This window comes from Microbacterium sp. WHRI 7836, assembly GCF_040223885.2.
Taxonomy (GTDB): domain Bacteria; phylum Actinomycetota; class Actinomycetes; order Actinomycetales; family Microbacteriaceae; genus Microbacterium; species Microbacterium oxydans.
Genome location: NZ_CP168171.1, coordinates 2,874,728 through 2,898,166, shown reverse-complemented (window position 1 = coordinate 2,898,166; position 23,439 = coordinate 2,874,728). Strand labels below are relative to the sequence as shown.

The following is a 23,439-nucleotide window of genomic DNA, read 5'->3' as shown; positions in this document are numbered from 1 at the left end:
AGTTTGATCTTGCTTAGTCAAGATTGACTATGTTACTTTCATCGAGCCATCAACGACGAACGGCCGAGAAGGGACCCTCATGGCTACTTCCCCTGCGGAAACCCGATTCCGCATCACTGCCACCCTGACGTGCGTTCTCGCCGCCACGCTGACGCTCGGAGCATGCTCCGCGCAGACGCCAGGCGGCGATACCGCCCCCACGAGTGCGAACGACAGCGACGCCTGCAAGCGGAATCAGGATGCCGGCACCATCACCTACATCTCCGGTTACGGCTACTCCGCCAGCGCCGGTCAGCTCGATGTGTTCCTCGCCGAGGAGCTGGGCTACTTCGACGATCTGTGCCTCGATGTCGAGATCAACGCCTCAGGGGCGAACGGGCAGCAGCTCGTGGCTTCCGGGCAGGCGCAGTTCACCGCGCTTGGCTCCGCGTCCGATGTGATGCTGGCGGCCGCCAACAGCAAGAACCTCACGGCGGTCGCCACCTACGGCACCACCCCGCCGTTTTCCATCTTCGGCAACGAGAAGCTCGAGAGCCTCAAGGACCTCGAGGGCGGATCGCTCGGGTACTTCATCAACCTGACACCGATCGCCTCGGCCATGCTCGACGAAGCCGGGGTCGACGTCTCGAAGGTCGAGATGGTGAAGATGACCAACTACGACCCGACCGTCGTGGTGCGCGAGCAGGTCGACGCGATCGTCGGCTACGCCTCGAACCAGCCCCAGTCGCTCAAGGCACAGGGACTGCCGTTCAGCGAGTTCCTCCCCTCCGACCTCGGCGTCGAGGGCACGTACAACGTGATGGAGGTCAATTCCCGGTTCCTCGATGAGCACCGCGAGGTCGCCGCCGACTTCATGCGCGCGAGCCTCAAGGCGCTCCAGTACTGCCTCGACGAATCCGATGCGTGCATCGACAAGCTGGCGAAGCTGGCCGAGGACAACGGGCAGGGAGCCGCGTTCCCGCGCGAGCAGCTCGCCCGCACGTGGGAGGTGGAGTCCGCCTGGGTGCGCGAGAGTGCCGGCGGCAACCCTGGCGTGCAGAACGAGTCCATGTGGGAGCCCGAGTACGCCCTCGTGAAGAAGTACGGCGACGTCAAGGAGCTGCCCGCGATCGCCGACATGATGGACGCCGACCTGGTCGCCGACCTCTACGACGGTGACACCCTGATCTGGAAGGAGAAGTGATGACGGTCGCACACGGCGCCGGCGTCGAGGTCAGGAACGTCTCGAAGTCCTTCGGCGTCGACGGCGCGAAGGTCACCGTGCTCGATGACGTGAGTCTCACGATCGGGATGGGCGAGTTCGTCTCGGTGATCGGGCCCAGCGGTTGCGGGAAGTCCACGCTGCTCAAGGTGGTCGCCGGGCTCCTCGACGCCGACTCCGGCACCGTCACGATCGACGGCGAGAGCGTCAGGGCGGCCTCGCGTGACAAGAAGATCGGACTCGTGCCGCAGTCTCCGGCGCTGCTGCCGTGGAAGACGGTGCGCGAGAACGTCGAGCTCCCCGTGCGGATCAACCGCGGGGCCAACGGCGACCGTGCGCTCCGCGACCCGGCCGAGCTGCTGTCGACCTTCGGCCTCGGCCATGCGCTGAAGAAGTACCCGGGGCAGCTCTCCGGGGGTATGCAGCAGCGCGCCGCGATCGCCAGGGCGTTCGTGTTCGACCCGGCGATCATGCTGATGGACGAGCCGTTCTCCGCCCTCGACGAGATGAACCGGGACCTGCAGCGGATCGCTCTGCTGGACTTCTGGCAGTCGAACCGCAAGGCCGTGATGTTCGTCACGCACTCCGTGCCGGAGGCGATCATGCTCTCCGACCGCATCGTGGTCATGGCCGCGCACCCCGGACGCATCGCCCAGGTGATCGACGTGAACCTGCCGCGACCGCGTACCGAGGAGGCCTACGCGACGGACGAGTTCCGCGAACTGGAAGCAGTCGTGCGCGGTGCGCTGCGCGCGCAGACGGAGAAGGCCCATGTCTGAGCTGACGATGAGAGACACCACCGCGACGATCGCGACCGCCCGTCTGAAGGGCCAGCCCCGCCGCGGCGCTCCCTCCTGGCTGCGGTGGGGATCGTGGGGCCCCACTCTGATCACCTTCGTGATCGCCGCGCTGCTGTGGCAGCTGGTGGCCTGGACCAATCCGTATGTTCTCCCGACGCTGGAGGCGATCGGTACCAGCCTCGTCGACGACGCCGGCATGTACTGGTCGAACTTCCTCGTCACGCTGCTCGAGGTCGTGGTCGGTGCCTCCGCCGGCATCCTCGCCGGGTTCCTCCTGGCTGTGGTGATGGCGGAGTTCCAGATCATCGAGCGGGCGGTCATGCCGCTCGTGATCATCGTGATGGTGACCCCCATCGTCGCGATCGCCCCGGCGCTGGTCGTGGCGTTCGGCTTCGGCATGGTGCCGAAGTTCATCGTGACCGGCCTCGTGGTGTTCTTCCCGATGCTCGTGAACTCCCTCGCAGGGCTCCGCGACGTCGACCAGAAGGCCATGGACGTGTTCAAGACGCTGCATGCCTCGCGGTGGGAGATCTTCCGCGAACTGCGCTTCCCCGGCAGCATGCCGTACGTGTTCGCCGGCCTCCGCATCGCCCTGCCGCTCGCCGTGGTCGGCGCCGCGGTCGCCGAGTTCGTCGCGGCGGGGCAGCAGGCCGGCCTCGGCTCGCTCGTCACCACCTCGGCCGCCCAGGCGAACCTCCCCGTCACCTGGGCCAGCATCGCCCTGCTGTGCCTGCTCGGCGTGCTCCTCATCATCGTCCTCGCCCTGGTGCGCAAGCGCGTGCTCTGGTGGAGCGACGGCGAGGTCACGGCCAAGGGCTGACGCGGCGCCCGCCTCCCGGGACGGGATCCCCCACCCGTCCCGGGGTTCCTCCGGCGTGCCCGGAGAACAGCCCAGATCCACCCGAACCACCCACAAGGAAGGCACCCGCACATGACCGATCAGAACACCGTCAAACCGCTGCGTCTCGGCCTCTTCGAGAACGCGCAGGCGAACGACTCCGGTACCGCGACCTGGCGGCACCCCGACAACGGGCGCTACCTGTTCGACAAGCTCGAGTACTGGCGCGACACTGCGCGCATGGTCGAGGACGCCGGGTTCGACTTCCTTTTCCTCGCGGATGCCTGGGGCTGGGCCGACGTCGCGGGTGAACGCCCCGACATCTGCTCCGTCGAAGGCCTCGATCTGCCCCGGCTCGACCCGGCGATCATCCTTGCCGCACTCATCCCCGAGACCACGCGACTGGGGCTCGTCGCCACCGGATCCACGCTGCTCGAGCCGCCCTATTCCTTCGCCCGCCGCATGGCGACGCTCGACATCCTCTCGGGCGGACGCATCGGCTGGAACGTGGTCACCACGGGCACGGCCGACACCGCGGTGCAGGGCTTCGGTGTGCCGATGGTCGGCCACGACGAGCGCTACCTCATGGCCGACGACTTCATGCAGGTCGTCTACAAGCTGTGGGAGCAGGCCTGGGAGGAAGGCGCCCTGGAGCGCGACAAGGCCGGTCGCTTCGCCGACCCGTCCAAGGTGCACCGCATCGCGCACGACGGTCCCTATTTCCGCTCGCACGGCTACGGCAACACCTCGCGCTCGCCGCAGGGGACGCCGGTGCTGTTCCAGGCCGGGGCATCGCCCGCCGGTCGCGAGTTCGGCGGCAAGCACGGCGAGGCGATCTTCGTTGGCAGCGGTTCGGTCGAACAGCTCAGTGCGCACTCGAGTGCGATCCGCGAGGAGGCCGTCAAGAACGGTCGCGGGGCCGACGAGGTCAAGATCATGTCGGCGTTCGCCGCGGTCGTCGGCAGCACCGAGGAGGAGGCCCGGCGCAAGTACGCCGAGGTCGCCGACGCGCAGAACCCCGATGTCACGGTCGCCTCCTACGCATGGTTCACCGGCCTCGACCTCTCGGCGTACGCGCCGAACACGCCGATGTCGGAGCTCAGCACCGAACTCTCGCAGACGCAGGTCGCCCGCTTCGCGGACAAGACCGTCGGCGATGTGCTGGGGGATTGGCACGCGCACGGCGTCGGAGCCCGCCCCATCGTCGGCACCCCGGAGCAAGTCGCTGACCGGATGATCGAGCTCGCCGACGGCGCCGACCTCGACGGGTTCCTGTTCGCCCCCGTCATCCCGCCGGCCTCGACCGTCGACTTCATCGAGCACGTGCTGCCGATCCTCAAGGAGCGCGGCGCGATCGCGGAGCCCTCGTCCGAGCCGCAGTCGCTGCGCGAGCGCCTGATCGGCACGCCCACGCCGGCGCTCGCCGAGTCGCACACGGGCTCGCAGTACCGGCGGACGATGTCGCGTGTCTGACACCCTCGCCGGCGTCGCCGTGGTGGGGAGCGCGAACCTCGATCTCGTGGTCGAGGTCTCGCGCCCTCCGCTCGTCGGTGAGACGCTCCTTGGCCGTGCCGGTGGCCGCTTCTCGGGCGGCAAGGGCCTGAACCAGGCCGTCGCCTCCGCCCGCAGCGGGGCGTCCACGCGGTTCTGCGGGGTCGTCGGAACGGACGAGGCCGGCGACGTGCTGCAGCGGACGCTGGCGGATGCCGGAGTAGAGGCGGCCCTGCGCCGAAGCGCCGTCGCCCCGACCGGTGTCGCCCATGTGCTGGCCTTCGACGACGGGGACAACAGCATCATCGTGGCGGCCGGCGCGAACGGTGAGCTCGGCGCCGATGACGCGGTCGCCGGGGTCGAGGGCGCCGCGGTCGTCCTCGCTCAGCTGGAGGTTCCTCTCGCGAGCGTGGCGGCGGCGCTGCGGGCCGGCCGCGCAGCGGGAGCGCTGACGATCCTGAACGCCGCGCCCGCACACGCGGCGACGATCGGGATGCTCGCCGACGTCGATGTGCTGGTCGTGAACGAGACCGAGTGCGCCGAGCTCGGCGGCATCGACCGGTTGCATGCGGCCGGAGCGCGGACCATCGTGCTCACGCAGGGTGCCGGGGGAGTGACCCTGCACCGCACGGACGAGCAGCCCGTGCACATCGATGCGTTCCGGATCGATCCGGTGGACACGACAGGTGCCGGCGATGCCTTCTGCGGTGCGCTGGCCGCCGCGCTCTGTCAGGGGGAGAGGATCGAGGATGCTCTGGTCCGGGCCTGCGCCGCCGGAGCCGTGGTGGCGCAGCATCGAGGGGCGACGACGTCGGAGCTCTCGCCCGCGTCGATCACAGCACTCGTCTCGTCACGCTGAGTCAGCTCGAGGGTGCGGCTTCGGTCGGCGCTGCACCCTCGGCCGTCTCGCCGGCGAAGGTGTACTCGCCGGCGCGCAGACGATCCAGCAGGTCGAGCAGCCACTGCTTCTCCGCAGTGAGACGCGCGGTGGAGAGGTCGAAGATCTCCCGCACGTACTTCGGGGTGGTCTCGGAGCGCAGGGTGTCCTGCACATCGAAGCCGTTCTGCGTGATGATCGCGTCGCTCTTGATGAGGCGGTGCTCGAGGCCGGCGATCACCTCCTGCCGACTCAGCACGAACATGAACGAGGCCACGGTCATGATGGCCTGGGTGTCGAACGCCGCGACGTTCCAGAGGTTCTCGCGCAGCATCCGCTGCAGCTCCACCTCGCCGGCCGGAGTGATGCGGTACGTCGTGCGGGCGGGGCGCTTGCCCTCGGCCTCGGTGCCGCTCTCGGCAATGTACCCGTCGACCTCGAGGGCACGCAGGGCGTTGTAGATCGATCCGGGCTGGATGTGCGCCCATTCGTCGACATGCCACGTCATGAGCTCTCGGCGGAGGAAGTATCCGTGCACGGGCTGGAACTGCTTCACGGCGCCGAGGACGACGAGGCGGGTGGTCGACATGACCCTCATGCTAACGGCTGGCCTCGCAGATTCCTGTTGTTTGCATGATCAAAGTTGCCTATTATCAATACTAGTCAAAGTTGACTAACGAAAGGAAGCCGAAATGACGACTGCCGTGACCGACGCCCTGCCGCGCGACCTCGCCCTCCGCCGGGCCTTCTCGGTGTATCCGACCGGTGTCGTGGCCCTCGCCGCGCACATCGACGATCGAGCCGTCGGGATGGCGGTCAACTCCTTCACCTCGATCTCGCTCGAACCTGCACTCGTCGCGATCAGCGCAGCCCGCACGTCGAAGACCTGGCCGGTGCTGCGCACGGTGCCCGAGCTCGGCATGAGCGTGCTCGCCGCGCACCATGAGCCACTCAGCCGCTCGCTCTCGGCGCGTGAGGGCGACCGGTTCGGCGGACACGAGTGGCAGCGCACCGACGGGGGAGCCGTGCTGATCGCGGATGCGGCGCTCTGGCTCACCTGCCGCCTGCACAGCACGTTCGACGGCGGGGATCACGAGATCGCCCTGTACGAGATCGCCGACGTCACGCTCTTCGACGATGTCGAGCCCCTGGTCTTCCACCAGAGCCGCTACCGGTCCATCGCCGCGCCCGAGAGCGCGTGAGCGCTCCGCCGCTCGGGGCGATCGTCGGAATGGTCGTCCCGGGTGACGGTCGGGGGCGTGAGCTCGGCTTCCCGACGGCGAACCTGGAAATGGACGAGGGAGACCTCCCTGAGGACGGGATCTACGCGGCCTGGGCGCGGATCGACGACGATCAGCCGCTCTGGGCGGCGAGCGTGAGCGTCGGTGCGAATCCGACGTTCGACGGCGACCGTGCGCGACGTGTCGAGGTGCACCTCCACGATGCGGATCTCGACCTGTACGGCCGGCGCTTGTTCGTGACCCTCGTTGCACTCCTGCGCCCGACCCTGCGCTTCGACGGCGTCGACGCGCTGATCGCGCAGACCGCCGAAGACGTCATCCGCTGCCGAGCGCTGCTGGCTGATCGCGCTCGGGTCCGCTCCTGACCCCCCTGCTCCGGTCGCAGTTGCTGCCGTTCAGAAGCCGCGCGGGCGGTACGAAGCGCGACCGGAGGCGTCGGAGCCGGGGAGGCTAGACCGCGTTCCAGCGCAGGCGCGGATCCGCGAGGAACTCCGTGAGGGGGATGGTCGCATCGGCGACCGGGAACATCGTGACCAGCAGAGGGGTGGTGCCTGCGGTCGGCGCGACGGCGTAGGCGAGAGCGGTCGGGCCCTGCACTGCACCGAGGGCCAGCCTGGCCTCGCGGGCGTCGATCACCTGGGTCGCGCCGGCAGCGGGGGTGGCGAGGAGTGCGGATGCGGCGGCGGTCGCTCGCGCGAGCAGCGTCGGCCCCTCGCCCCAGGGGCGGAGCGCGTCCGGAGGCAGGTGGCATGCCCGAGCCAGCGCGCCCTCGGTCCAGCGTTCGCGCTTGAGGCCGTAGGGCGTGGGCTCCAGCGACAGCAGGTAGCCGTAGCAGTGCAGCACTCCCGCGTTGCCGAGCGGCCAGTCTGCGGCGATGTCCGCGTGCCCGTGCAGTTCCTCGAACAGCGCGCGGGGGATGACCGCCGCACCCGTGTTCTCGTCGATCACCGACGACCGCCCCCACACGGCGAAGCGGCCGGCCGCGCGGTCGTCGTGGATCGCGGATGCCAGCCAGGGGAGCGCATGGAGGGCGGAGCGTGCACCGGCGTCGGATCCGTCGGCGGCGAGGTGCGCCGCATGCGTGAGCTGTTCGAGTTCGGACACGGCGCTCACCATACGCGAGTGGAGTGGACGGATTGTTCACACGGCGTTCACGCGTTCGGGACTTTCTGTCCACAATCGTTCCTCATCATGGACGGAGCGTCCCCACAGAAAGAACTCCGTGAACTCCATCCTCCTCTTCGATTTCGACGGCACGATCGCCCTCGGCGACGGTCCGGTTCTCGCCTACGCCCAGCAGGTCGCTGCCGGCCTCGGTGACGATGACACCTTCCTCGACGACGTCCGCGCGGTCCTCGCCGCAGCCGACGGGGATGCGCTCGACGGCTACGACGCGGTGCGCCGGGTCGCCGAAGCCAGGGGAGCGGATGCCCGTCTCCTGAGCAACGCCTATCTCGCCAGTCGTGCGCAGCTCGGCACTGCCGATGCCCCGATCACCGCACCGGACGGGCTCGCCGAGTTCCTCTCCTCGGTCGACGCCGAGCTGATCCTCGTCACGAACGCTCCGGCCATCCGCATCGTCGACGCGCTGGAGACCCTCGGGCTTCGCGGACTGTTCGACCGGATCGTCACCGGTGCCGGCAAGCCCCGGGGGCTCGAGGCCGTGCTCGCCGAGCTCCCCGCGGACGCCCGGGTGCTGAGCATCGGCGACATCTGGCACAACGACCTCGCCCCCGCGCACGCCCGCGGCCATGCGACCGCGCTGATCGGCGGATTCTCCGACCCTGACGCCACCCCGACCTTCCGCGCCGCCGAGTTCTCGACGCTGGTTCCCCAGCTCGAGGCCTGGCTGCGCGGCTGAGACCTCTCCCTCCCCGCTCATACCCCTCCCTCACACACCCACCCCCATCGAAGGATGAACATGCGTACCTCTCTCCTCCGCTCCTCCGCAGCGGGCGTCGTCGCGGTCGGCGCCCTGCTGACCGTGGTGCTCGCCGGCTGCTCCAGCAGCACCGCCGCGCCCGAGGATTCCGCAGCCCCCGCTGCCGACCCCGACTCGATCGTGCTCGCCCTCGTGCCCTCGCAGGACCAGGACGGACTCGTCGACACCGCCGCGCCCCTCACCGACTACCTCACCGAGGAGCTCGGCATCGAGGTCACAGGCGTCGTGTCGAAGGACTACCAGGCCGCCGTCGAGGCGATGGGCGCAGGCCAGGCGCAGATCGGCTTCCTGCCGTCGCTGCAGCTGTGGCAGGCGAACGACATGTACGACGCGAAGGTCGTGCTGCAGACCGAGCGCAACGGCAACATCACCTACCCCGCGCAGTTCATGACGAACAACCCCGACAAGTACTGCGACGACGAGCCGGTCGAGCGTGACGGGATGCTGTTCTGCAACGGCGCCGACGCCATGAAGGGCCCGGCCGGCCTCGACAGCATCGACAAGGTGAAGGGCGCGAAGGTCGCCGTGCTCGGCCCCGGTTCGCCCGCCGGCTACATCTACCCGATCGTCGCGCTGCAGGAGGCAGGTCTCGACACGGACACCGACATCCAGCAGATCCCTGTCACCGCGAACGACGCCTCGGTGCTTGCGGTCTACAACGGCGACGCCGAAGTGGGATTCAGCTTCTGGGACGCCCGCACGATCGTCGCGAAGGACACCCCCGACGTCGGCCAGAAGGTCGTTGTGTTCGCGATGACCGAGGAGATCCCGAACGACGGCGTCGCCCTCTCGTCCGACCTGTCACCCGAGCTGCAGGATCGCATCACGAAGGCGCTCGAGGACTTCTCGAACACTCCGGAGGGTTCCGAGATCCTCACCAGCATCTACTCGATCACCAAGCTCGCGCCGGCCGACCCCGACTCGCTCGACGTCGTGGCCCGTGCCGCACAGGCTCTGGGGCTCCAGTAAATTGTCCGATCAGATCCAGCACGTGGACGCCGCAGCTTCGGTTGCGGCGTCCACGCCGTGGTCCATCCGCCTCGACGAGGTCACGGTGCGCTATCCCAACGGGACGGTCGGTCTGAACCGGGTGTCGCTCGACATCGAGGCCGGCGAGATGGTCGCCGTCGTCGGGCTCTCCGGCTCGGGCAAGTCCACCCTCATCCGCACGATCAACGGCCTCGTGCCGGTGACGAGCGGCGCCCTCGACGTGGGGGAGCACCGGGTGAGCGGCGCCTCGTCGCGCACCCTCCGCCGCCTCCGCGGCGACATCGGCATGGTCTTCCAGGGCTTCAACCTCGCGGGCCGCGCGAGCGTGCTGCAGAACGTGCTCGTCGGGCGCCTCGCCCACACGCCGCTCTGGCGCACGCTCCTGGGCGTCTACCGCGAGGCGGACAAGCAGCTTGCGTATCACGCGCTCGATCGTGTCGGCATCCTGCCAAAGCTGCACTCCCGCGCTTCCGAGCTCTCGGGCGGCCAGCAGCAGCGGGTCGCGATCGCCCGTGCCCTCGCCCAGGAGCCGCGCATCGTCCTCGCCGACGAGCCGGTCGCGAGCCTCGATCCGCCCACCGCGCACGGGGTGATGAACGACCTGCGCCGCATCAACCGGGATCTCGGGATCACGGTGCTCGTCAACCTGCACCTCCTCGACCTCGCCCGCGAGTACGGGGCGCGGATGATCGGCATGCGCGCCGGGGAGATCGTCTACGACGGGCCCGCCACCAGTGCGACGGACGCCGATTTCGAGAGCATCTACGGCCGCTCGCTCACGCCCGACGACCGGCTGGACGCATGAGCGGCGCCCAGAACGCGACCGTCCTCGACATTCCCGCCCGCCCGCGAGGAGCGTGGAAGGGGCCTGTGATCCTGGCCGCCGTCGTGACCGTCACAGTGGTGATGTGCCTGCCGGTGATCGGCATCGGCGTCGACTTCTCGGCCATCGCGCGCAACTGGCAGAACGGCGCCGACAAGATCGTGAAGCTGCTCCTGCCCGACTGGAGCTTCTTCCCCCGCACCGTCGCGCCCCTCATCGAGACCCTGCAGATGGCGGTGATCGCGACCGCCATCGGAGCCGCCGTGTCGCTGCCGCTCAGCTTCTGGGCCGCGCGTGCCACCAACCCGAACACCACGGCGCGCGTCATCGTGCGCGGCATCCTCAACGTCATCCGCAGCGTGCCCGACCTGCTGTATGCGGCGATCCTGGTCGCGATGGTCGGGGTCGGTGCGCTCCCCGGAATCCTGGCGCTGCTGCTGTTCAACGTCGGCATCATCGTCAAACTCGTCTCGGAGGCCATCGACACCAACGACCGCGGTCCCCTCGAGGCCGGACGCGCGGTGGGGGCGACGCAGGCGAAGATCAACCGCACGCTCGCGCTGCCCGACGCCTGGCCCGCCTTCGCGAATCAGACCCTGTACGTGTTCGAGCTGAACGTGCGCGCCTCGACCGTGCTCGGTCTCGTCGGCGCAGGAGGGATGGGGCTGCTGATCGACGCGGTGCGCACGTTCTACCGCTACGACCAGCTCTCGCTCATCATCCTGGAGATCCTCATCGTCGTCATCGTGATCGACCTCGTCTCGGACGCCATCCGACGGAGGCTCGTATGAGTGCGGCGCTCACCGTCATCCCCGCCAAGCCTCGCCGGCCCTGGCTGATCGCCGGATGGGCGCTCGTCACCGGCATCGTGGTCCTGGCGTTCTGGTCGATCGACATCGACTGGTCCCGCCTCTCCGATCTGCCGTCCGAGATCATCCGGTACACGTTCCTGATGTTCGCCGATCCGAACTGGGAGAAGCTGCCGGAGGCGCTGTGGCAGACGTGGCGGAGCATCGAGATGGCCTGGGTCGGCACGATCCTCGGCATCCTGCTCGCCACCCCGCTGAGCCTGGTCGCCGCGCGCGGATTCGGGCCCGCGTGGCTGCGGGCGCTCCTGCGCGGACTCTTCTCGCTGATCAGGGCGGTCCCGGAGATCATCATCGCGATCGTGATCCTCTCGGTCACCGGCCTCACCCCGTTCACCGGCGCGCTCGCCCTCGCCATCAACGGCGTCGGCACGCTCGGCAAATGGGGGTATGAGGCGGTCGAGGCCGTGCCCCGAGGTCCGATCGAGGCGGCGCGCGCGGCCGGTGGCGGCATGCTGCAGGTGCTGCGCTGGGGTGTGTGGCCGCAGGCCGAACCGGCGTTCTGGTCGTTCTGGCTGTACCGCTTCGAGATCAACGTGCGCTCCTCCGCGGTGCTGGGGCTCATCGGCGTCGGCGGAATCGGCGACATGCTCACCTCCTACACCCAGTACCGTGAGTGGTCGACGGTGGGTGTCCTGCTCATCGTGGTGGTCGTGGTGACGATGCTGATCGATGCGGCGTCCGGTGCGATCCGTCGCCGCATCATGGAGGGAGCCCGAGCCCGTGTTCTCGCCTAGCGCCCCGCCCACCGCACGCATCGCGGCCGTGCTCAACACCCTGCAGCCGGCCGAGCGCCGCGTCGCCGAGCTGATCGTCGAATCGGCCGACGAGGTCGTGGAGTGGACGGCGCAGGAGCTCGCCGATCGGGCCGGCGTCGGCCGCGCCACCGTGGTCCGCACCTGCCAGGGCATCGGCTATCGCGGTTATCCGCAGCTGCGGGTCGCGCTCGCCGCCGAACTCGGCAGCACGCCCGGGGAGGCGGCCGTCGACCACGGTCCCGGCGTGCTCGGACGCATGCGGGGGGAGATCGATCGTCTGGCGGGCTCCCTGCCGGCGCTCGCCAGCCTGCTCGACCCGGATGCTGTCGCCGAGGCCGTGCGCCTCTCGGCATCCGCCCGTCGTCTGCTCGTGCTCGCCAACGGACTGTCGTCGCCGATCGCCAACGACCTCGCCATGCGGCTGACTGCCGCCGGGCGGTCGGCGGAATTCATCGCCGACGCCATCGCCCAGCAGATCGCGGCCCGCCACCTCACGGCCGAAGACGTCTGCCTCGTGGTGAGCGGTTCCGGTGCGAACGAGGCGAGTCTGCGCGTCGCGACGGCGGCCGCGCGGGGCGGTGCGACCGTGATCGCCCTGACGTCGTTCGCCTCGTCGGCCTTGACCGAGGCGGCGTCGCTGTCGCTCGTGATCGCGCCGACCGGGGTGAGCTTCCGCGACGAGCTCGAGCACACCTCCCGCGTGGCCTACCTCGTGTTCGCCGAGGTGTTCGCCGCCGCGGTCGCGACCGAGCGTGGCGTGGACGCGGTCCAGGCGCGCGCCCACGCCCTCGAGGTCGTCTCCGCGAACCTCGGCGAGGGATCCGCCGACTGACCCGGCATCAATCCCGAGCGGTCTGCAGGATCGTCCAGAGCTCGGCGCGAGCCGGGAAGGTCGACAGGTCGATGTCGAGCAGCGCGCCCGCGTGGGCGATGCGGGAGCGCAGGGTGTGTCGGTGCACCCCGAGAGCGTTCGCGGCGGATTCCGCCTTCGCGTCGTGCTCCAGCCACGTGCGCAGCGAGCGTTCGAGATCGGCTCCGGTGCGGGCGTCGTGCTCGCGCACCGGTGCGAGGCGCGACTCGGCGACCAGGCGGGCCTCGTCCGTCGCGAGAGCGGTGAGGATGCTCGACCCCACGGTGTCGGCGTAGCGGGCGACCCCGTGCGTGCCCTGCTGGCGCAGCGCGGTGAGTGCCTGCGCATGGGCACGGGCGAACGAATCGTAGCCCTCCGAATCGGAGACGCCGATGCGGATGCCGAACCGCGCGGCGACCTCATCGAGCAGCCCTTCGTCGGCGACCGACACGCACATCGTGACGCCGTCCTCGGACTCGGCCAGGAAGAAGGAGGTGCCGTGTTCGGACCGGTGTCGCTCCCACCAGTCGGCCAGGGGTCCCGCAGGGGCGTCGGCCGCGACCGCGACCAGCACGGGCGCGGGTGGCAGGCTTCCCAGCACCCGTCTGGCGAGAGAGGGGTCGTCGGCGAGGAGCGAGCCGAGGAGCTGGGTGTGCAGGCGGCGTCGGCTGCGCGCCAGCTGCTCGCTCTGCTCCATCGCGAGTCCCGCCATGGCGATGACCGATGTCACGACCGAACGTGCTTCGGGGTCGAGCGTCTCGATGGCCAGGGCGATGACGCCGCGCAGGTGTCCGCCGCGGCCCACCGTGAACAGCATGAACGAGTGACCCTCGATGCTGAGCGACTGCCCGGCCTCGAGCCCCCGCGTGAGGATCTCGACCACGCGGGAGCCGAGTTCGTGGAGCACACGCGCCTCGATGGCGTCACGCGGGTGAGCGAACGTGAGGGCTCCGGCGGCGTCGAACATGCCAGACCAGACGTCGAGCCGACGCCCGAGCTCCGCGATCGTCGCGTCGAGGCCGTGCGGACGGAGGGCGGCGAGGGCCAGAGCGCGCTGCGTGTCGAGTGCCCATGACCGTCGTGCATAGGCCTGAGCCGCGATGGCCTCGGAGTGTGCACGTGCGACGGCGATGAACGGGGTGCGGTACGGTACGGCGAACAGGGGCATCCCGTGCACAGCGCAGGCCTCGACGAGCTCGTCGGGGATCCCTGAGCGATGCACCTCGGTACCGAACCCCAGGCCGATCACGCCGCGGTCTGCGAGTCGCCCGACATACGTGTCGATGCTCACGGCCTCGTCGAACTGCGTCCCCGTGGTCAGCAGTGCCAGGTCTTCCGAGAGGAACGGGGTCGGGTCGGCGAGGTCGGAGCTGTGCACCCAGCGCAGGGGGCGGTCGAGAGCGCCTTCCGGGATGTCGGCTTCGCGAGGCACCAGCGAGAGCCCGAGGTCACGACGCTGCAGCAGCGCACGCAAGGTCGGCTGAGCGGTGACGGCCATGACATTCTCCGGAACTTATACACGCAGGCGAACTGACGCTACAGATTGTACAGACCGGTGAATGCAGCAGTCTCGGTCACCGCCGTACGCTCGCGAACATGGCACTCCTCGACACCGCAGCCCCCGCAGTCCCTCTCGGTGGACCCGACCTCCCGCAGGAGCGTCGCCTGGTCACGGACCTCCCCGGCCCCCGTTCGGCCGAGATCCTCGCGCGCAAGGCGGACGCCGTCGCCGCGGGTGTCGGACACACGGTTCCGATCGCGGCCGTCGCCGCGGGCGGCGGAGTGGTCGTCGACGCCGATGGCAACTCGCTCATCGACCTCGGTTCCGGCATCGCCGTGACCACGGTGGGCAACGCGCACCCCAAGGTCGCTGCGGCCGTCGCCGCTCAGGCCGCGCAGTTCACGCACACCTGCTTCATGATCTCGCCGTACGAGTCCTACGTGGGCGTGGCCGAAGCACTCAACCGCGTCACCCCCGGCGACTTCGCCAAGAAGAGCGCCCTGTTCAACTCGGGCGCCGAAGCGGTCGAGAACGCGATCAAGATCGCCCGCAAGCACACCGGTCGCCAGGCCGTCGTCGCATTCGACCACGGCTACCACGGCCGCACGAACCTGACCATGGCGCTCACCGCCAAGTCGATGCCCTACAAGAGCGGCTTCGGCCCGTTCGCCCCCGAGGTGTACCGCGCGCCGATGTCGTACCCCTTCCGCGACGGACTCGACGGGCGCGAGGCCGCGGCCCGCGTGATCCTCCAGCTCGAGAAGCAGATCGGTGCCGACAACCTGGCCGCGGTCATCATCGAGCCCATCCAGGGCGAGGGTGGCTTCATCGTCCCGGCCGACGGCTTCCTCCCCGCGATCGTCGACTGGTGCCGCGCGAACGGCGTCGTCTTCATCGCCGACGAGGTGCAGACCGGCTTCGCCCGCACCGGTCACATGTTCGCGAGCGAGATCTTCGGCATCGAGCCCGACCTGATCACCACGGCCAAGGGCATCGCCGGCGGCCTCCCGCTCGCCGCCGTCACCGGTCGTTCCGAGATCATGGACGCCTCGCACTCCGGCGGTCTCGGCGGCACCTACGGCGGCAACCCGATCGCCTGTGCCGCGGCCCTCGCCTCGATCGACGTGTTCGAGAACGACGGCGTCATCGAGCGGGCACGCGAGATCGGCACCATCCTCATCGACCGTCTCACCGCGATCCAGCAGAACGACCCGCGCGTCGGAGACATCCGCGGCCACGGCGCCATGATCGCCGCCGAGTTCGTGGATCCCGAGACCAAGGCGCCGAACGCCGCTCTCACGGCGGCCGTCGCGAAGGCGTGCATCGCGCAGGGCGTCATCGTCCTCACCTGCGGCACCTACGGCAACGTCATCCGCTTCCTTCCTCCGCTCTCGATCGGCGACGACCTGCTGAACGAAGGACTCGACATCGTGGCCGCAGCCCTGGCTGCAGCCGCCGAATAACATGCAGGCCGCGCTCCCGCGCGGCCTGACCCCCTGTCCGGTCGCGACCCCAATCGGGGGATTTCGGGTCGCGACCGGCACTACTTCCCCCAACGAAGGAGTTGCAGATGTCTGAGATCACCCGCGACGTACTCATCATCGGTGCCGGAGCCGCAGGGCTCACGGCCGCGAACGACCTGCGCAAGGCCGGCCTGTCGGTCGCCGTGCTGGAGGCCCGCGACCGCGTGGGCGGCCGCCTGTGGACCGACGTCATCGACGGTGCCATGCTCGAGATCGGCGGCCAGTGGGTCTCGCCCGACCAGGACGCGCTCAAGGACACGATCGAGGAGCTGGGCCTCGAGACCTACAGCCGTTACCGCGAGGGTGACAGCGTCTACGTCGGACCCGACGGGAAGACCCACCGCTTCACGGGGGAGATGTTCCCCGTCTCGCCGGAGACCGAGGCCGTGATCGCCCGCATCACCGGCATCCTCGACGCGCTGGTCGCGGAGATCGACCCCGATCAGCCGTGGGCGCACCCCAAGGCCGAGGAGTGGGACTCCATCACCTGGGATGCCTGGCTGCGTTCGCAGACCGACGACGACGAGGCCGTGCGCAACCTGGCCTTCGCCACGGGTTCGGCGATGCTCACGAAGCCCACGCACTCGTTCTCGCTCCTGCAGTCGCTCCTGATGGCCGCGTCCGCCGGTTCCTACTCGAACCTGGTCGACGCCGACTTCATCCTCGACAAGCGCGTCGTGGGCGGTCTCCAGCAGGTGCCGCTGCGCCTCGCCGAGCGTCTGGGCGACGACGTGCTGTTGAACCAGCCCGTCCGCCGCCTCGAGTGGTCGGATGCCGGTGTGGTCGCCGTCACCGACGAGCTCACCGTGCGCGCCCGCCACGCGATCCTCGCGCACGCACCGGTTCTCTACAGCCGCATCTCGTTCGACCCGCCGCTTCCGCGCCGCCAGCACCAGCTGCACCAGCACCTCTCGATGGGCTTCGTCATCAAGGTGCACGCCGTGTACGACCGGCCGTTCTGGCGCGAGCAGGGTCTCAGCGGCACCGCTTTCAGCCCGTACGAGCTGTCGCACGAGGCCTACGACAACACCAACCACGGCGATGAGCGTGGCACCCTGGTCGGCTTCGTCTCCGACGCCAACGCCGACGGTGTCTTCGAGCTCTCGGCCGAGGAGCGCAAGGAGCGCATCCTCGAGTCGCTGTCGCACTACTACGGCCCCGAGGCCAAGAACCCGGTCGTCTACTACGAGAGCGACTGGGGCAGCGAGGAGTGGACGCGCGGCGCCTATGCCGCCAGCTTCGACATGGGCGGCCTGCACCGCTACGGCGCGGACCTGCGTAGCGCGGTCGGACCGATCCACTTCGCGTGCAGCGACATGGCAGGCGCCGGGTATCAGCACGTGGACGGTGCGATCCGGATGGGACACCTGGTCGCCTCCAACATCGTCGATGCGAGTCGTGAGGCCGGCGCTGTCGAGAGCAGCAGCTGATGACCGGGTCGGTCGTCGTCGGATACACGGCGACGGACGCGGGAGCGGATGCCGCAGCGCTGGGTGCGCGCATCGCCCGCAGCCTGGGAGCGACCCTGCACCTGGTGATCGTGCTGCCCAACGAGGGCACGCGCAGCGCCGCGGTGCCGCCGGAGCGCGCCTACGAGGAGCACATCCGCTCGCAGGCCAAGAAGTGGCTCGGCGACGCCGTCGTCCGGTTGCCGCAGGAGCTGATCCGCAGCGGACACGTCCGCTTCTCCGAGTCCTTCGCCGAGGGGCTCATCGCCGCCGGTGAGGAGTTCGGCGCACGTCTGATCGTGATCGGCGCGGCGGGCGGCGGCATCTTCGGGCGCCACCGTCTCGGCAGCGTGGCCTCCGAACTGCTGCACTCGTCGACCATCCCGGTCGCCCTGGCGCCTGCCGGCACCGCTCAGCAGGACGACCACGTCATCCCGCGTGTCACGGTCGCGGTCGGCTCACGGCCGGGCGCGGACGCGCTGCTCGACGAAGCGGTGTCGCTCGCCGGAGACAGCGGTGTCGATCTGCGACTCGTCTCCCTCGTGCCGTTCGACGTGCCACCCGGACTCGACACGGGAGCCATCCGCACCGTAGGGGACACGCACGGTCAAGAGGTTCTCGCGATGGCGACCGAGCTCCTTCCGGACGGGCGCACCGCCGCGGTCGAGAAGGCCCCAGGCGACACTGTCGAGGATGCGGTCGCGAACCTCTCCTGGCTTCCCGGTGAGGTCATCCTGGTCGGATCGAGCCGGCTGGCACAGCCGCGCCGACTGTTCCTGGGCTCCACGGCGGCGAAGATGCTGCACGTTCTGCCCGTCCCCATGATCGTCGTCCCGCGCACCCGCAACGAAGCAGGAGAACGCTGATGAGCAGCACCCACCGGGCGACGGAGCCCGAATCCGGCGTCACCACCGGGATCTCCACCAAGGGCCTGAGCGCCGGAACGGTCGGCCTGATCGGCGCGGTCGTGATCGGCATCTCGTGCATCGCGCCCGCCTACACGTTCACGGCGGCCGTCGGACCCGTGGCCTCCACCGTCGGGTCCCAGATCCCGGCGATCATCCTCGTCGGGTTCATCCCGATGCTCCTGGTCGCCTTCGGTTACCGCGAGCTCAACAACCGGATGCCCGACTCCGGCACGTCGTTCACCTGGGCGGCCCGTGCCTTCGGTCCCTGGGTGGGCTGGATGGCCGGCTGGGGCCTCGTCGTCGCCACGATCCTCGTGCTGTCCAACCTCGCTGGCATCGCCGTGGACTTCCTCTTCCTGCTGATCTCGCAGATCACGGGCAACCCCGACATCGCCTCCCTCGCGAGCGTCACCTGGATCAACATCGGCGTGTGCCTGCTGTTCATGCTCGGCGCGACGTGGATCTCGTACCGCGACATGCAGACGACGCAGAAGCTGCAGTACTGGCTCGTCAGCTTCCAGATCCTCGTGCTGCTGTTCTTCGCCGGGGCCGCGATCGTGCAGGCGGTGAACGGCAACGGCTTCGACTACCAGCCGTTCGACCTCGGCTGGTTCAACCCGTTCGCGATCTCGTCGTTCAGCGCCGTCGCCGCCGGCCTCTCCCTGTCGATCTTCATCTTCTGGGGCTGGGACGTCACCCTGACCATGAACGAGGAGACCAAGGATCCGGAGAAGACCCCGGGGCGTGCCGCCACCGTCACGGTGCTCATGATCGTCTCCCTGTACCTGCTGCTGGCGGTCGCGATGATCATGTTCGCCGGCGTCGGCACCGGAGCGTTGGGCCTCGGCAACGAGGACATCCAGGAGAACGTGTTCTTCCACCTCTCCGGCCCGATCCTCGGCCCGCTCGCGTTCCTCGTGTCGCTCGCGGTGCTGACCAGTTCGGCATCGTCGCTGCAGTCCACGTTCGTGGGTCCCGCGCGCACCCTGCTGGCGATGGGGCACTACGGCGCACTGCCCAAGTCGTTCGCGAAGGTCAGCCCGCGGTTCTTCACCCCGGGGTACGCGACCATCGCCTCCGCCATCGTGGCATCGGCCTTCTACGCCGTGATGCGCATCGTCAGCGAGGACACGCTGTGGGACACCATCCTGACGCTCGGCATGATGATCTGCTTCTACTACGGGATCACCGCATTCGCCTGCGTCTGGTACTTCCGCAAGCAGTGGTTCGACTCGACGCGGAACTTCTTCTTCACGTTCCTGTTCCCGCTGGTCGGCGGCGCGATCCTCGCGGTGCTGTTCTTCACCACGCTGATCGACTCGATGGACCCGGCCTACGGCTCCGGCTCGCAGATCGGCGGGGTCGGCATCGTGTTCATCCTCGGCATGCTGATCATCGTCGTCGGCATCGTCGTCATGATCTGGAACGCGATCAGACGGCCCGCCTTCTTCCGCGGACAGACCCTGGGCATCGACGCACCGCCCAGTCGACGCAAGCGCTCCTAGCCCTCCTCACAGAAAGAGAATCATGAGCACTCAGACCGAACAGGCGCTCCTGGACAGCATCCCCACCGGACTCTTCATCGGGGGCCAGTGGATCGACGGCGAGACCGGAGGCACCTTCGACGTGAAGGACCCCGCGACCGGTTCCGTGATCCGCACCATCGCCGACGCGACGCCCGGCGACGGCATCCGCGCCCTCGACGCCGCAGTCGCCGCGCAGGACGCCTGGGCCGCGACGGCTCCGCGCGTGCGCAGCGAGATCCTCCGCAAGTCCTTCGACCTCGTTCAGGAGCACAAGGAGGATCTGGCCCTTCTCATGACGCTCGAGATGGGCAAGCCTCTCGCCGAAGCACGCGGCGAGGTCGGCTACGGCGGGGAGTTCCTGCGCTGGTTCAGCGAGGAGGCCGTGCGCATCAGCGGTCGCTACGGCATCAACCCCGAGGGCACCGGCCACATGGTCGTATCGCAGCGCCCGGTCGGACCGTCGTTCTTCGTGACGCCGTGGAACTTCCCGTTCGCCATGGCCACCCGCAAGATCGCCCCCGCACTCGCAGCGGGCTGCACCGTCGTGATCAAGCCCCCGGCACTCACGCCCCTGACGACCATGTACTTCGTCTCGCTGCTCGAGCAGGCAGGCCTTCCCGCCGGTGTCGTGAACGTCGTGCAGACGTCGAAGTCGAGTGCGCTGTCGGCGCCCATCATCGCCGACCCGCGCCTGCGCAAGCTCTCCTTCACCGGGTCGACCGAGGTGGGCCGCAAGCTCATCGCCCAGGCGGCCGAAGGCGTGCTGCGCGTGTCGATGGAACTGGGCGGCAACGCTCCGTTCGTGGTGTTCGACGACGCCGACCTCGACAAGGCCGTGGACGGTGCGCTGGCCGCGAAGTTCCGCAACATCGGCCAGGCCTGCACGGCCGCGAACCGCTTCATCGTGCACAAGGACGTCGCCGGGGAATTCGCCAAGCGCGTGACCGAGCGCGTCAACGGCATGAAGATCGGCCGCGGCACGGAAGAGGGCGTGGCGATCGGACCGCTCATCGACGAGGACGCCGTGGCCAAGGCCGGCGAGCTCGTGGACGATGCGGTCGAACGCGGTGCGACCCTGCTCGCCGGCGGCAAGGCCGTCGAGGGCACCGGCACGTTCTACGAGCCCACCGTGCTCACCGACGTGGTCGCCGGAAGCGCGATCCTCCGCGAGGAGATCTTCGGACCGGTGCTCGCGATCGCGACCTTCGAGACCGAGGAAGAGGCCGTGCGCCTGGCGAACGACACCGAGTACGGGCTCGTGTCGTACGTGTTCACCGAGAACCTGCAGCGCGGGCAGCGGATGATCGACGGGCTCGAGACCGGCATGATGGGTCTCAACGTGGGAGTGGTCTCGAATGCGGCCGCACCCTTCGGAGGCGTCAAGCAGTCCGGCGTCGGACGCGAGGGCGGCTTCGAGGGCATCCACGAGTACCTGTCCACCAAGTACACGCTGATCCCGGTCTCCTGACCTTCCGGGTGGGTCCCTGAGCTTGTCGAAGGGCCCACCCCACCCGAACGGCCTGGGTCCCTGAGCCTGTCGAAGGGACCCGCACACGAGAGGACAACCCATGACCGACTACGCCGTCATCAACCCCGCCACCGGAGAGACGCTGGCGTCCTTCGACACCTTCACCGACGCTCAGATCGAAGAGGCCGTGGCCGCGGCCGACGAAGCCCACCGCGGGTGGTCGCGTTCGTCGACGGTCGCAGAGCGCGCTGCCCTCGTCCGCCGTGCGGCCGAGCTGCACCGCGAGCGCCGCGAGGAGCTCGCGGACATCTTCGTGCGCGAGATGGGCAAGCCCCGCGAGGCCGCGCTCGGTGAGGTCGACTTCGCCGCGGACATCGCCGAGTACTACGCCGACCAGGCGGAGTCGATCATGGCCGACCAGCCGATCGCGATCCTGGGGGAGGGGTCGGCCATCATCCGCCGCTCCTCGCTCGGTCCGCTCGTCGGCATCATGCCGTGGAACTTCCCGGCGTACCAGATCGTGCGCTTCGCCGCGCCCAACCTCATCGTGGGCAACACGATCCTGCTCAAGCCCGCACCGCAGTGCCCGGAGTCGTCGACCGCGATCGAGAAGATCTACCACGACGCCGGCTTCCCGAAGGGCGCCTACCAGAACGTGCTCGCCACGAACGAGCAGATCGCGACCATGATCGCCGATCCGCGCGTGCAGGGCGTCTCGCTCACCGGTTCCGAGCGCGCAGGCGCCGCGGTCGCCGAGATCGCGGGCCGCAACCTCAAGAAGGTCGCGCTCGAGCTGGGCGGCTCCGACCCCTTCATCGTGCTGTCGACCGACGACCTCGACGCCACCGTCCAGGCCGGCGTCGATGCGCGTCTGGACAACAACGGCCAGGCCTGCAACGGCGCCAAGCGCTTCATCGTCGTCGACGGTCTCTACGACGCGTTCGTGGAGAAGTTCACGGCGGCGATGGCCGCGGTCGAGGCGACCGACCCCATGCGCGACGACACGGTGCTCGGTCCGGTGTCGTCCGAGACCGCGGCGGAGAACCTGCAGAAGCAGATCGATCAGGCCGTCGAGCAGGGCGCCACCCTGCTCACGGGTGGCACCCGCGACGGTGCGTTCTTCGCTCCGACCGTGCTGGCCGACGTGACGCCGGAGATGAACGTCTACCGTGAGGAGCTCTTCGGACCGGCAGCCGTCGTCTACCGCGTGGCGGATGAGGACGCAGCGGTCGAGCTCGCGAACGACACCACGTTCGGGCTCGGCTCGTACGTCTTCACGACGGATGCGGAGCAGGCCGAGCGCGTCGCCGACAAGATCGAGGCGGGCATGGTCTACGTCAACCTCGTGCTGGCGGACAGCCCCGAACTGCCCTTCGGCGGCGTCAAGCGCAGCGGCACCGCCCGTGAGCTGGGACACCTCGCCGCAGACGAGTTCGTCAACAAGAAGCTCATCCGCATCGGCTGAGCGTGCGACGGACGGCCCCTCGCAGAGCGCGAGGGGCCGTCCGCATGCCCGCCTCGTGTTGCGGGACGGACGCCCTGTCGGCGGGGACACCGGGTGAGGGACAATGGCGGCATGAGCGCGCACACCGATCCCATCGAGACGCTGACCACCGAACAGAGCTGGGAGCGGCTCCGCACGCAGGAGCTCGGCCGGCTCGTCACCCACGTGGGGAAGACGATCGACATCTTCCCCGTGAACTTCGTGGTCGACGGGGACGGCATCCTGTTCCGCACCGCACCCGGCAGCAAGCTGTTCGAGCTCACGGTGAACACCGATGTGCTGTTCGAGGTCGATGACCACACCGACACGGACGCCTGGAGCGTGATCGTGCGGGGCCACGCGAGTGCGTTGGAGTCGGACGCCGACGTGCACAGGGCGGATGCGGCCGGCCTCCGCCCATGGATCCCCACCCTCAAACGGGTCTATGTGCGCATCGCCCCGACGTCGGTTTCGGGGCGGGCCTTCCGTCGCAGTGCCGAGCCGGAGCTCGACGGGCCCCAGGAGTACTGACTGACCGTCAGGCCGATAACCGTCAGGCCGATAACCGTCAGGCCGAGAACCGTCAGGCCGAGAAGAGCTTCAGGTCGGTCGGGGTGAAGTAGTTCTGGGTCACATCGGTGATCCGCACGAGGAACTTCCCCCGCTTCTCGTCGATCGAGACGACCGTCCCGACATTGCCTGTCATCGTCGGTCCAGTGATCTGCACGGTGTCCCCGATGGCGAATTCGTTCATGGGAGTTCCTCTCCTTGCCGTACTGCTCCGGATCGGTACAGCACTCCGGTTCTTCTGATGGTCCGAGGCTAGATCGAGTGCGGTTGTGGAGACAGTGCCAGACGTCGCCATTTCGGGTGACATCTGTCACGGGTCCGGACGAGCCTCGCGC

At 68.9% G+C, this 23,439-nt stretch carries 24 protein-coding genes; 20 read left to right on the top strand and 4 right to left on the bottom strand.

From position 1 onward, the window contains the following. The first annotated feature begins 79 nt into the window (after window positions 1-79). The 5 genes from ABRP18_RS13915 to ABRP18_RS13895 all read left to right on the top strand — a co-directional run bounded on the left by ABRP18_RS13915 (window position 80) and on the right by ABRP18_RS13895 (window position 5,189). Window positions 80-1,183 carry an ABC transporter substrate-binding protein gene (locus tag ABRP18_RS13915; RefSeq protein ID WP_349884851.1) on the top strand — a complete coding sequence of 368 codons (1,104 nt, stop codon included), beginning with the start codon at window positions 80-82 and terminating at the stop codon, window positions 1,181-1,183. Next, a complete protein-coding gene (locus tag ABRP18_RS13910; RefSeq protein ID WP_017201539.1) occupies window positions 1,183-1,980 on the top strand; it encodes an ABC transporter ATP-binding protein in 798 nt (265 codons plus the stop codon). The genes ABRP18_RS13915 and ABRP18_RS13910 overlap by 1 nt, the downstream gene beginning before the upstream one ends. Continuing rightward, window positions 1,973-2,821, top strand: coding sequence for an ABC transporter permease (locus ABRP18_RS13905; protein ID WP_179515830.1), 849 nt, complete (start codon window positions 1,973-1,975; stop codon window positions 2,819-2,821). The genes ABRP18_RS13910 and ABRP18_RS13905 overlap by 8 nt, the downstream gene beginning before the upstream one ends. Before the next feature lie 111 nt (window positions 2,822-2,932). Further along, complete coding sequence (locus tag ABRP18_RS13900) at window positions 2,933-4,312, top strand: NtaA/DmoA family FMN-dependent monooxygenase (RefSeq protein WP_058633055.1); 1,380 nt, start codon at window positions 2,933-2,935, stop codon at window positions 4,310-4,312. Then, window positions 4,305-5,189, top strand: coding sequence for a ribokinase (locus tag ABRP18_RS13895; RefSeq protein ID WP_349884850.1), 885 nt, complete (start codon window positions 4,305-4,307; stop codon window positions 5,187-5,189). The genes ABRP18_RS13900 and ABRP18_RS13895 overlap by 8 nt, the downstream gene beginning before the upstream one ends. Before the next feature lies 1 nt (window position 5,190). Here ABRP18_RS13895 and ABRP18_RS13890 read toward each other — a convergent pair whose 3' ends face one another. Further along, window positions 5,191-5,796 carry a PadR family transcriptional regulator gene (locus ABRP18_RS13890; protein WP_349884849.1) on the bottom strand — a complete coding sequence of 202 codons (606 nt, stop codon included), beginning with the start codon at window positions 5,794-5,796 and terminating at the stop codon, window positions 5,191-5,193. A 103-nt stretch (window positions 5,797-5,899) separates the two neighbouring features. Here ABRP18_RS13890 and ABRP18_RS13885 point away from each other — a divergent pair, with 103 nt between their 5' ends. Together ABRP18_RS13885 and ABRP18_RS13880 are read left to right on the top strand one after the other, a co-directional pair. Then, window positions 5,900-6,409 (top strand): flavin reductase family protein, encoded by a 510-nt coding sequence (locus ABRP18_RS13885; RefSeq protein ID WP_058633058.1) that lies wholly within the window; start codon window positions 5,900-5,902, stop codon window positions 6,407-6,409. Beyond that, entirely contained in the window at window positions 6,406-6,813 is a 408-nt protein-coding gene (locus tag ABRP18_RS13880; RefSeq protein WP_058633059.1) for a riboflavin kinase, read from the top strand. The genes ABRP18_RS13885 and ABRP18_RS13880 overlap by 4 nt, the downstream gene beginning before the upstream one ends. A gap of 85 nt (window positions 6,814-6,898) precedes the next feature. On the opposite strand, the gene ABRP18_RS13875 is transcribed toward ABRP18_RS13880, so the two are convergent. Continuing rightward, window positions 6,899-7,552 carry an amino acid deaminase gene (locus ABRP18_RS13875; protein ID WP_349884848.1) on the bottom strand — a complete coding sequence of 218 codons (654 nt, stop codon included), beginning with the start codon at window positions 7,550-7,552 and terminating at the stop codon, window positions 6,899-6,901. A gap of 118 nt (window positions 7,553-7,670) precedes the next feature. Here ABRP18_RS13875 and ABRP18_RS13870 point away from each other — a divergent pair, with 118 nt between their 5' ends. The 6 genes from ABRP18_RS13870 to ABRP18_RS13845 are packed head-to-tail and all read left to right on the top strand — an operon-like array spanning window position 7,671 to window position 12,659. Next, a complete protein-coding gene (locus ABRP18_RS13870) occupies window positions 7,671-8,309 on the top strand; it encodes an HAD family hydrolase (protein WP_349884847.1) in 639 nt (212 codons plus the stop codon). Window positions 8,310-8,369: 60 nt separating this feature from the next. Further along, a complete protein-coding gene (phnD, locus tag ABRP18_RS13865) occupies window positions 8,370-9,359 on the top strand; it encodes a phosphate/phosphite/phosphonate ABC transporter substrate-binding protein (RefSeq protein ID WP_058632141.1) in 990 nt (329 codons plus the stop codon). A gap of 1 nt (window position 9,360) precedes the next feature. Next, window positions 9,361-10,185 carry a phosphonate ABC transporter ATP-binding protein gene (gene phnC / locus ABRP18_RS13860; protein ID WP_141368733.1) on the top strand — a complete coding sequence of 275 codons (825 nt, stop codon included), beginning with the start codon at window positions 9,361-9,363 and terminating at the stop codon, window positions 10,183-10,185. Beyond that, window positions 10,182-10,994, top strand: a complete 813-nt coding sequence (gene phnE, locus ABRP18_RS13855) for a phosphonate ABC transporter, permease protein PhnE (protein WP_061015307.1) — start codon at window positions 10,182-10,184, stop codon at window positions 10,992-10,994. The genes phnC and phnE (ABRP18_RS13855) overlap by 4 nt, the downstream gene beginning before the upstream one ends. Then, window positions 10,991-11,806, top strand: coding sequence for a phosphonate ABC transporter, permease protein PhnE (gene phnE / locus ABRP18_RS13850; protein ID WP_113681832.1), 816 nt, complete (start codon window positions 10,991-10,993; stop codon window positions 11,804-11,806). The genes phnE (ABRP18_RS13855) and phnE (ABRP18_RS13850) overlap by 4 nt, the downstream gene beginning before the upstream one ends. Beyond that, window positions 11,793-12,659 (top strand): MurR/RpiR family transcriptional regulator, encoded by an 867-nt coding sequence (locus ABRP18_RS13845; protein ID WP_349884846.1) that lies wholly within the window; start codon window positions 11,793-11,795, stop codon window positions 12,657-12,659. Before phnE (ABRP18_RS13850) ends, ABRP18_RS13845 begins: the two co-directional genes overlap by 14 nt. 7 nt (window positions 12,660-12,666) lie before the next feature. Here ABRP18_RS13845 and ABRP18_RS13840 read toward each other — a convergent pair whose 3' ends face one another. Then, a complete protein-coding gene (locus ABRP18_RS13840) occupies window positions 12,667-14,175 on the bottom strand; it encodes a PucR family transcriptional regulator ligand-binding domain-containing protein (RefSeq protein WP_349884845.1) in 1,509 nt (502 codons plus the stop codon). A gap of 98 nt (window positions 14,176-14,273) precedes the next feature. On the opposite strand from ABRP18_RS13840, the gene gabT reads away from it, so the two are divergent. From gabT to ABRP18_RS13805, 7 genes are all read left to right on the top strand, one after another. After that, window positions 14,274-15,641, top strand: coding sequence for a 4-aminobutyrate--2-oxoglutarate transaminase (gene gabT / locus ABRP18_RS13835; RefSeq protein ID WP_046747854.1), 1,368 nt, complete (start codon window positions 14,274-14,276; stop codon window positions 15,639-15,641). Between the two features lie 107 nt (window positions 15,642-15,748). Further along, window positions 15,749-17,131 carry an NAD(P)/FAD-dependent oxidoreductase gene (locus ABRP18_RS13830; RefSeq protein WP_046747855.1) on the top strand — a complete coding sequence of 461 codons (1,383 nt, stop codon included), beginning with the start codon at window positions 15,749-15,751 and terminating at the stop codon, window positions 17,129-17,131. Continuing rightward, complete coding sequence (locus ABRP18_RS13825; protein ID WP_058632126.1) at window positions 17,131-18,015, top strand: universal stress protein; 885 nt, start codon at window positions 17,131-17,133, stop codon at window positions 18,013-18,015. The genes ABRP18_RS13830 and ABRP18_RS13825 overlap by 1 nt, the downstream gene beginning before the upstream one ends. Then, the gene (locus ABRP18_RS13820; protein WP_046747856.1) at window positions 18,015-19,562 is read left to right on the top strand and encodes an APC family permease; all 1,548 of its coding nucleotides are present in this window, start codon (window positions 18,015-18,017) and stop codon (window positions 19,560-19,562) included. The genes ABRP18_RS13825 and ABRP18_RS13820 overlap by 1 nt, the downstream gene beginning before the upstream one ends. 22 nt (window positions 19,563-19,584) lie before the next feature. Next, window positions 19,585-21,051, top strand: coding sequence for an NAD-dependent succinate-semialdehyde dehydrogenase (locus ABRP18_RS13815; RefSeq protein WP_058632127.1), 1,467 nt, complete (start codon window positions 19,585-19,587; stop codon window positions 21,049-21,051). 100 nt (window positions 21,052-21,151) lie between these two features. Continuing rightward, window positions 21,152-22,516: an NAD-dependent succinate-semialdehyde dehydrogenase gene (locus ABRP18_RS13810; RefSeq protein ID WP_058632128.1), complete on the top strand. Its 1,365-nt coding sequence runs from the start codon at window positions 21,152-21,154 to the stop codon at window positions 22,514-22,516. Window positions 22,517-22,627: 111 nt separating this feature from the next. Then, window positions 22,628-23,065 carry a pyridoxamine 5'-phosphate oxidase family protein gene (locus ABRP18_RS13805; protein ID WP_349884844.1) on the top strand — a complete coding sequence of 146 codons (438 nt, stop codon included), beginning with the start codon at window positions 22,628-22,630 and terminating at the stop codon, window positions 23,063-23,065. 52 nt (window positions 23,066-23,117) lie between these two features. Here the strand turns inward: ABRP18_RS13805 and ABRP18_RS13800 are convergent, their stop codons facing one another. Further along, complete coding sequence (locus ABRP18_RS13800; RefSeq protein WP_164734110.1) at window positions 23,118-23,288, bottom strand: hypothetical protein; 171 nt, start codon at window positions 23,286-23,288, stop codon at window positions 23,118-23,120. Window positions 23,289-23,439: the final 151 nt, after the last annotated feature.